Source organism: Nereida sp. (genome assembly GCF_965655635.1).
GTDB lineage: Bacteria > Pseudomonadota > Alphaproteobacteria > Rhodobacterales > Rhodobacteraceae > Nereida.
This window is the reverse complement of sequence record NZ_CBFHHE010000027.1, coordinates 19807-27503: the sequence shown is the minus strand read 5'-3', so window position 1 is coordinate 27503 and position 7697 is coordinate 19807. Positions and strand designations below refer to the sequence as shown.

General features: G+C 52.7%; 13 protein-coding genes. 6 read left to right on the top strand and 7 right to left on the bottom strand.

Annotated features, from left to right (window positions below):
- Together ACTF5M_RS08910 and nth are read right to left on the bottom strand one after the other, a co-directional pair.
- Positions 1 to 494 (bottom strand): adenosine kinase (locus ACTF5M_RS08910; protein ID WP_438960666.1); only part of this gene is annotated, 494 nt, incomplete at its 3' end.
- Positions 491 to 1135, bottom strand: a complete 645-nt coding sequence (nth, locus tag ACTF5M_RS08905; protein ID WP_438960665.1) for an endonuclease III — start codon at positions 1133 to 1135, stop codon at positions 491 to 493. The genes ACTF5M_RS08910 and nth, both read right to left, overlap by 4 nt.
- On the opposite strand from nth, the gene ACTF5M_RS08900 reads away from it, so the two are divergent.
- The 5 genes from ACTF5M_RS08900 (at position 1134) to ACTF5M_RS08880 (ending at position 4452) form a co-directional block, all read left to right on the top strand.
- Positions 1134 to 1589: a Hint domain-containing protein gene (locus ACTF5M_RS08900; protein ID WP_438960664.1), complete on the top strand. Its 456-nt coding sequence runs from the start codon at positions 1134 to 1136 to the stop codon at positions 1587 to 1589. The genes nth and ACTF5M_RS08900 overlap by 2 nt on opposite strands.
- Positions 1546 to 1905: a hypothetical protein gene (locus tag ACTF5M_RS08895; RefSeq protein ID WP_438960663.1), complete on the top strand. Its 360-nt coding sequence runs from the start codon at positions 1546 to 1548 to the stop codon at positions 1903 to 1905. The genes ACTF5M_RS08900 and ACTF5M_RS08895 overlap by 44 nt, the downstream gene beginning before the upstream one ends.
- Positions 1906 to 1993: 88 nt before the next feature.
- Positions 1994 to 2833, top strand: a complete 840-nt coding sequence (locus ACTF5M_RS08890; protein WP_438960662.1) for a bifunctional helix-turn-helix domain-containing protein/methylated-DNA--[protein]-cysteine S-methyltransferase — start codon at positions 1994 to 1996, stop codon at positions 2831 to 2833.
- Between the two features lie 124 nt (positions 2834 to 2957).
- Positions 2958 to 3629: an OmpA family protein gene (locus tag ACTF5M_RS08885; RefSeq protein WP_438960661.1), complete on the top strand. Its 672-nt coding sequence runs from the start codon at positions 2958 to 2960 to the stop codon at positions 3627 to 3629.
- A 55-nt stretch (positions 3630 to 3684) separates the two neighbouring features.
- Positions 3685 to 4452, top strand: coding sequence for a FadR/GntR family transcriptional regulator (locus ACTF5M_RS08880; RefSeq protein WP_438960660.1), 768 nt, complete (start codon positions 3685 to 3687; stop codon positions 4450 to 4452).
- Positions 4453 to 4516: 64 nt separating this feature from the next.
- On the opposite strand, the gene ACTF5M_RS08875 is transcribed toward ACTF5M_RS08880, so the two are convergent.
- The 5 genes from ACTF5M_RS08875 to ACTF5M_RS08855 all read right to left on the bottom strand — a co-directional run bounded on the left by ACTF5M_RS08875 (position 4517) and on the right by ACTF5M_RS08855 (position 7170).
- On the bottom strand, positions 4517 to 5074 hold the full coding sequence (locus tag ACTF5M_RS08875) for a F0F1 ATP synthase subunit B (RefSeq protein WP_438960659.1): 558 nt from the start codon (positions 5072 to 5074) through the stop codon (positions 4517 to 4519).
- 3 nt (positions 5075 to 5077) lie between these two features.
- A complete protein-coding gene (locus ACTF5M_RS08870; protein ID WP_438960658.1) occupies positions 5078 to 5608 on the bottom strand; it encodes a F0F1 ATP synthase subunit B' in 531 nt (176 codons plus the stop codon).
- Positions 5609 to 5689: 81 nt separating this feature from the next.
- On the bottom strand, positions 5690 to 5926 hold the full coding sequence (locus ACTF5M_RS08865; RefSeq protein WP_048599181.1) for a F0F1 ATP synthase subunit C: 237 nt from the start codon (positions 5924 to 5926) through the stop codon (positions 5690 to 5692).
- Between the two features lie 57 nt (positions 5927 to 5983).
- The gene (locus tag ACTF5M_RS08860; protein WP_438960657.1) at positions 5984 to 6835 is read right to left on the bottom strand and encodes a F0F1 ATP synthase subunit A; all 852 of its coding nucleotides are present in this window, start codon (positions 6833 to 6835) and stop codon (positions 5984 to 5986) included.
- Between the two features lie 2 nt (positions 6836 to 6837).
- Positions 6838 to 7170: an AtpZ/AtpI family protein gene (locus ACTF5M_RS08855; RefSeq protein ID WP_438960656.1), complete on the bottom strand. Its 333-nt coding sequence runs from the start codon at positions 7168 to 7170 to the stop codon at positions 6838 to 6840.
- Between the two features lie 196 nt (positions 7171 to 7366).
- Here ACTF5M_RS08855 and ACTF5M_RS08850 point away from each other — a divergent pair, with 196 nt between their 5' ends.
- Positions 7367 to 7690, top strand: coding sequence for an ArsR/SmtB family transcription factor (locus ACTF5M_RS08850; protein WP_438960655.1), 324 nt, complete (start codon positions 7367 to 7369; stop codon positions 7688 to 7690).
- Positions 7691 to 7697 lie beyond the last annotated feature (7 nt).

Here is a 7697-nt window from a genome sequence, read left to right as displayed (position 1 = left end):
TTATCTTTGTCGAAAAGGTAGCCTTCCAGAAACACAATCTCTGCCTGATCAGCCACACCATCCGCAAGATCATCAGGACCCAGTTCTGCCGACACACCCAGGTAGGTGTTCATCGAGCGTTCACCATCTGGGCTCACAAAAATCATTGACCGCGATGTAGGCGCCTCTGCTCCGGCGACGGGCGCGTTTACGAAATCTGTACCGCCCTGCTCCATCGCATCTGCGTAAAACGTCCCGAGCGCATCGTCAGCGACCCGACCCACAAAGCCCGTCTTCAACCCAAGGTTCCCTAGGCCCGCCAGCGTATTAGCGACAGAACCGCCAGGTGCTTGGACACGGTTGTCCATCGCACCATAAAGCGTCTCGGCGCGCTCACGCTCGACCAGCTGCATAATGCCTTTTTCGATGCCCATATGCGCCAAAAACTGATCATCCGATTGGGTCAGCACATCAACAATGGCATTACCGATGCCAACGACTTTGTACGTTTTCATAAATTCTTGTCCTCAAAGGTGCACAGGTCACGGATCAAACACGTGCTGCACATGGGTTTTCTCGCTTTGCACACGTATCGGCCATGTAAAATCAGCCAGTGATGCGCGTGATGTTGAAAGTCAGCCGGCACGTGATCTTCGATTGCGCGCTCAATCGCAACCACATCTTTGCCAACAGCAATGCCCGTGCGGTTCCCGATACGTAAAACATGCGTATCTACGGCCTGCGTAGGCATCCCCCACCACATATTCAGCACGACATTAGCCGTTTTGCGCCCAACACCAGGCAGCGCCTCAAGGGCCGCGCGCGAATTAGGCACGACGCCACCATGCTCTTCGACCAGAATACGGCTCAACTTGATGACGTTCTTGGCCTTGTTGCGATAAAGCCCGATCGTTTTGATGTGCTCAATCACCGCTTCTTCACCCAAAGCCAGCATCTTTTCAGGGGTGTCAGCTATCTTGAACAGCTCACGCGTCGCGCGGTTCACGCCCACATCTGTAGATTGCGCAGACAGCGCCACGGCCACCACAAGCGTGTAGGCATTGACGTGATCCAACTCACCCTTGGGTTCGGGGTCGGCTGCATGAAAGCGCGTAAATATCTCGCGCATGGTGTGATAATCGAGCTGCTTTACCATGACAAAAGCTATGCCCGCTGTACGCAAACGCGGCAAGGTTTTTCGCCCACTCCGCCCCCTCAGCGCGGCCAACCCATTAAAATTTTCGCAAAAACACCGTGAAAGCATGGACGCGCGTTTACGCACTGTTAGCCGCTTAGGGGGTAACTACGAAGGGACCTCTAATACCAAACGGGAGACGCGATCCGTGCTATCAGGACTTGGGCCAGGCTCATATGTAATGACCTCACAAGGGGAGCTACCCGTTGAGTGGCTTGCGGTGGGCGATCAACTGGTGACGCGCGATCACGGCCTGCAGCCTTTGCGCCATATTGAGCGTACCCGCGGCACTGAGAACAACCCACTGCCCGATCCGCTTGTCCTCCCCCTGCCCGAGGGGGGGCATCTCACGGCAAAGCGACCCGCTCTATATGGCTCCGCTGCAAATGGTGATGATGCAACATCCGCTGATTGAAATTCACTTCTCCGTTCAAGAAGCCGTTTGCCCCATCATCTCACTGTCACGCCGAAAAGTATCCCGCTACGTCAGCGCGCGGCCCTTAGTTTATCACACTCTCGTCTTGCCAATGCATGCATTGATCATGGTAAACGGATTGTGGATTGAAAGCTGTGGCTATGTGCAAGGCCAACGAATTAGAATTCCCCCAAGCACCAAAACCGATATTTTGGATCCAACCCACAAAGCACCCCGCCGCGTCCTAACCGCATGGGAGGCAAAGCTAATGCGCAGGCTTATCCCACAAAATCTCAATATTCGCGATATCATTTGAGCGGCCTAAAACCCGCAAGAACTGGGTCGCAAACCATAGCGCATCTGGGTTACGCTGCATTAGGGCTTAGCAGCAAGGACCCACATAAATGGCCAAGATAGATCAATCCGAACCCTATCACTACGGGCTGATCAAACGTGCCATTGAGGTGATTGATTCCCACGACGGCAAACAGCTATCGCTTGATGACATCGCCAGCGAAATGGGAATGAGTGCGGCGCATTTTCAGCGCACATTCAGTCAGTGGGCAGGTGTCTCACCCAAACGCTTTCAACAGTTTCTGACCCTCAGTCACGCCAAAAACATGCTGCACAATAACTTCACAACCCTGGATACGGCAGCTGAAGTAGGGTTATCTGGTACAGGCCGCCTTCACGATCTATTTGTCAAATGGGAAGCCATGAGCCCCGGTGAATTTGCCCGCAAGGGAAGAGGCCTGACCATTCGTTTCGGCTGGTTCGCAACCCCTTTTGGGCAAGCACTGGCCATGGGAACCGACCGCGGGCTTTGCGGCCTCGCGTTCAGCGATGATTGCGGTGCAGACGCAGCATGGCGCGACATGTCTGGCCGTTGGCCCCACGCGCATTTCGTTGAAAACCCCACCGCCCTTGAGAAATGGGTAGGTGCCGCCTTAAATCAAAGCGGTGACACGAAATTGCACCTGATGGGCGCACCCTTTCAGATTAAAGTCTGGGAGGCGCTGCTCGCGATCCCATCTGGCCACGTCACCACCTACTCCGAAATCGCGCACGCCGTGGGCAGCCCAAAGGCGGTCCGCGCCGTTGGTACTGCAGTTGGGCGCAACCCCGTCAGTTGGTTAATCCCATGTCACCGGGCGCTGCGTAAATCAGGCGGCTTGGGGGGATATCACTGGGGCCTTCCCGTCAAGCGCGCGATGCTGGCCTATGAAACTGCGCGGCTGACATAGGACGCGTAGCGCAACCTCGGCGTATTTTGGCGCATCAATCCGTACTGATATTGGATAACACACTGCTCTGACGCATATTAGCCTCAATCAAGGAAGCCAAAGAATATGCATAATGAGGCTACCAATGTTTTTGAAGCAAACCCTACCGATCAGCACAATCGCGACGCTGTCGCTTAGCGCCTGTACGGAATTTGAGGGCGTCGTCAGCCCTGATGATCCGAACCGTCGCACCAAAAACGGCGCTGTCATTGGCGCACTTGCGGGTGCGGCGACCGGCCTGATCAAGGGCGACACCAGTAGTCAGCGCCGCGAACAAGCGGTGGTTGGTGCATTGATAGGTGCAGGTGTCGGCGGTGCAATCGGGGCCCGCCTTGATCGGCAAGCGCAAGATCTGCGGGATGACTTTTCCAGTAGCGGTATCACCATTGAAAACACGGGCTCAGAATTGATCGTGACAATGCCGCAAAATGTTTTGTTTAGAACAGACAGCGCCGATGTGCGCGCCGATCTTAAGCGAGACCTGCGTGCTTTGGCTGGCAACCTGCAAAGCTATCCCAACAGTACAATCGACATTTATGGTCATACGGATGACACGGGGTCCGAAGAATACAACGCTAATTTATCCACTCGTCGCGCCCAGGCGGTTGCGTCTGTTTTGATGGATGCTGGCGTCGCGCCACGGCGTCTACGCGCGTTAGGGCAAGGCGAAACAAGCCCCATTGCCACCAACGAAACTCCCCAAGGCCGCGCTAAGAACCGCCGTGTTGAATTCATTATCCGGCCCACTGACGCCTGATCTATTGGCAATTTTGCTTGGTGGTCATATTGTTTGACCAATCCAAGGAGGCCATATGCCATTCGATCCGATCAGGTCTGAGAAATTATCTGGCGCGGTTGTGCGCCAGATTGAACTTCTTATTCTGCGCGGCGTTCTGCGACCAGGCGAGCGATTACCTTCCGAGCGCGACCTTGCCGAACGCCTCGGCGTATCACGTCCGTCTCTTCGTGAGGCGGTGGCCGAGTTGCAGGACAAAAAGCTATTAGAGACGCGGGCAAGCGCGGGCATCTACGTGGCAGAGGTCCTTGGATCAGCATTTAATCAGAACTTAGTGTCCCTGTTTGCCAGCCACGATGAAGCCGTTTTTGATTATATTCGGTTTCGCCGTGACATGGAGGGCATCGCCGCGGCACGCGCCGCTGTGCATGGCTCTGACACCGACCTCAAAATTATCGACACAATTTATAAAAAAATGGAGGCCGCACACGCCAAACGTAACTCAACCGACGAAGCGCGTTTGGATGCAGATTTTCATATGGCCATTATCGAAGCCAGCCACAACATTATCATGCTTCACATGATGCGCTCGATGTTTGATCTGTTGAAAGAAGGCGTGTTTTACAACCGTGGCATCATGTTCAAACAGCGCACGACACGTGACACTCTATTGAAGCAGCACGGTGCAATGAATGCAGCTGTCCAAGCCCGCGACCCTGACGCCGCCCGCCATGCAGTAACTGCCCATTTGGATTTTGTGGAAGCCGCACTTGATAACCATCAAAAGCGCGAAGCTCATGAGTTGATCGCACAAAAACGCCTCGACAAAGAATTAAAGCGCTAACCACACACAAAAGCCCCGCGCACAAAATTGGGCACGGGGCTTACTGTTTATTGATTTGGTCGAATTAGTGCAGCTTGGCTGCAACCTCAACGATACCGTCATCGATAGATTTGTTAAGGCTGGCAGCAGTGCTTTGCTTCGCAACAACGTCGCGTGCTGCACCGATCGCAACCTCAATCGCGCTATCACGGACGTCCTTCATGGCAGCGGCATTTGCCGATGCAATCTGGTCTTCCGCTGCCACAAGGCGGCGCGCAATTGAATCTTTCAGATCGACTTTGGCTTGCTCGGCCGCGGCTTCCGCATCGGCCTTTGCTTTTTCAACGATGCGATCTGCTTGTGCCTGCACTTCTTTTTGCTTGCGCTCGTATGTCGCGAGCAAGGTCTGTGCTTCTTCACGCAGGGCTTTCGCCTCATCCAGTTCAGACTTGATATCAGCGGCCCGCTTATCCAACATACCCATCAACATGGATGGGACGTTGAAATAAAACAGAATGCCCATGAACACCAAGAAGCCACACAGAACAATAAAGTCTGTGTTCTTGAGATCAAAGAAAGGACCTTCGGCTGCCAATGCAGGTGTTGCAAAAAGGGCGAATGCAGGTGTCAGAAACTTGTTCATAGCTTACCCTTTCATCCGCGCAGTAACAGCAGCGGTTACACTGCGTGCATCTGCTTTTCCGCCAAGTGCAGCGACCAATTCTTTGGCCGTATCCTTAGCGACTTCCTCAATGCTCTCTTTGGCGCCAGCACGAATTTCAGCGATTGCTGCTTCTGATTCAGCTGTACGCGCGGCAATCTCTGCATCTGCCTTCGCGATTGCTTTATCCAAATCTTTCTGGATTTCGGAACGCGTTGCATTTGCAATGTTCTGCGCTTCAGCACGAGCATCTGCCAGTGCTTGGTTGTATGCGTTTTCTGCATCGAGAGCCTGTTGTTTCAGGTCTTCTGCAGCAGCCAGATCGTTGGTGATGGCCCCTGAACGCTCTGCCAAAACAGCAGCAATCCGTGGCAATGCCACACGACTAAGGATCAGGTAGATCGCTATAAGCGCGATCACCAACCAGAAAATCTGGTTTGGGAATGTCGAGAACTCAAGCTGAGGCATGCCAGCGGCTTCTGCCCCATGTTCTGCGCCATATGTATCAGTTGCCATCTTGGCCTCCTTGAACCTTGAAGTTTGATGGCAGCCCGTCGGTTAGGACGGGCTGCCGTCAAGAAATGGTAGGTTCAAAGGTTAGACAGCGAACATCAGAAGCAGAGCGACGAGGAACGAGAAGATCCCCAGAGCTTCTGCAAACGCGATGCCGATGAACAAAGTAGCAGTCTGGCCAGCAGCGGCAGATGGGTTACGCAAAGCGCCTGCCAGGAAATTGCCAGCAACGTGGCCTACACCGATAGCAGCGGCACCAGAACCGATTGCTGCCAGGCCTGCGCCGATGAATTGACCCATTTGTGCGATATCGCCTTCCATATCCATTTCTCCTTGGTTTGGAATTTAAAAGTAGTAGTCGTTGGTATTGTCTCGATCTTAGTGAGACGGGTGAAGCGCGTCTTTCAAATAAACGCACGTCAAAATTGTAAAAACGTAAGCTTGGATGAATGAAACCAGCACCTCAAGAGCATAGATCGCCACAACACCCATGATGGGCAAAACGGAAAACGCTCCCAGTGCGCCAGCAAACCCGGCAAAGACTTTCAAAACAGCGTGGCCGGCCATTACGTTACCCGCAAGGCGGATAGAATGGCTCACTGGGCGGACAAAGTACGAAATTATTTCAATCACGGCCAAGACTGGGCGCAGCGGTAGCGGTGCTGATGACACCCAAAATAAACCCAAAAAACCTGTACCATTCTTAGCAAATCCTACGAGTGTCACTGTCAAAAACACCCCCATCGCCAACACAGCGGTTACCGCAATTTGTGCAGTCGGAGTAAAAGATGTCGGTATCAGACCCAGAAAATTGGTTACTACAATGAATAAAAACAACGTGAACACATACGGGAAGAACCCAAGCGCATCTTTACCGGCGACATCCTCCACCATTTTGTAAACGAACCCATAAGCCATTTCAGCAATTGACTGAACTCGGCTGGGAATAATCGCTCGGCCGCGCGTACCGACAACCATTAGTGCTAACACAGCGAGCACTGCTAAGAAGTTCCAGACCGCGCTATTCGTGACTGTGAAAATAGAAAGTTCTTTGCCACCAAATGCTGGTTTAATTTCAAATTGATCCATTGGGTGGATCGAAAGAGCAGGATCTTTCGTCCCTACCAGCCCGACAACAAACAGCAAAATCGCAGCTGCGATCAGCGCGAACCCAATACCTTTAGTACCCTTTGGTGTTTGACCAGCGGTTTGCTCTGTGTTCGACGCCATACTTAGCCCTCTTTGCTCTGCTTGGCGACTTCATGAGCCACCGCTTCGGTCTGAATTTCCTTGGAGGTGCGTATCATAACGTTCACCCCAGCAACGAAACCCAGCAATGTAAATACGACCAAGAATATCGGCAGCGTACCAAAAAGCACATCCAGACCGTATCCCAAGCCAACCCCGATCAATAGACCGGAGACCAACTCTGTCACCATTCGCCAACCCTGCTGGGCCATTGAATAATGCTCTTCCACTTTCGGTTTGGGCGTTTGGGTGTCCTTCAGCGCATTGATACGCGCATCCAGCTCTTCAAGCCGTCTTTTATCAGGCTCATTTACCATGCCCACACCTTTCGTGGTCTTGGCGGTTAGCTATTGCCAGAATGCATCCGTGTCAATAACGCCAGACACACTCTAACCCATTGATAAGTAATATAAATGATATTTCATCGCAGACGATGCGACAGGTTTCAGCAAAATCCATTATTCAACCAAATGGTTGACGATCACCATTTTTGCCCCCAATTACATTCATAACATGACTGATCTGGATGCAACATTTGCCGCGCTCGCGGACCCCACACGCCGCACGATCCTGTCGATGCTGCTTGAAGACGACATGGCAGTGACTGACGTGGCAGAACCCTTTGACATGTCTTTGGCTGCCATAAGTAAGCACCTCATCATCTTGCAAAAGGCGGGACTTATCTCGCAAGAAAAACACGGGCGGGTAAAGTGGTGCAAGCTTGAGCCGGATGCGCTACGCGGTGCCAGCACTTGGATGCAAAGCTTTGGTCAATTCGAGCCAGTGAACCTTGATGCGTTTGAGGCGTTTCTTGCCACGCAGCTTGAAGATGAATAACGCCACA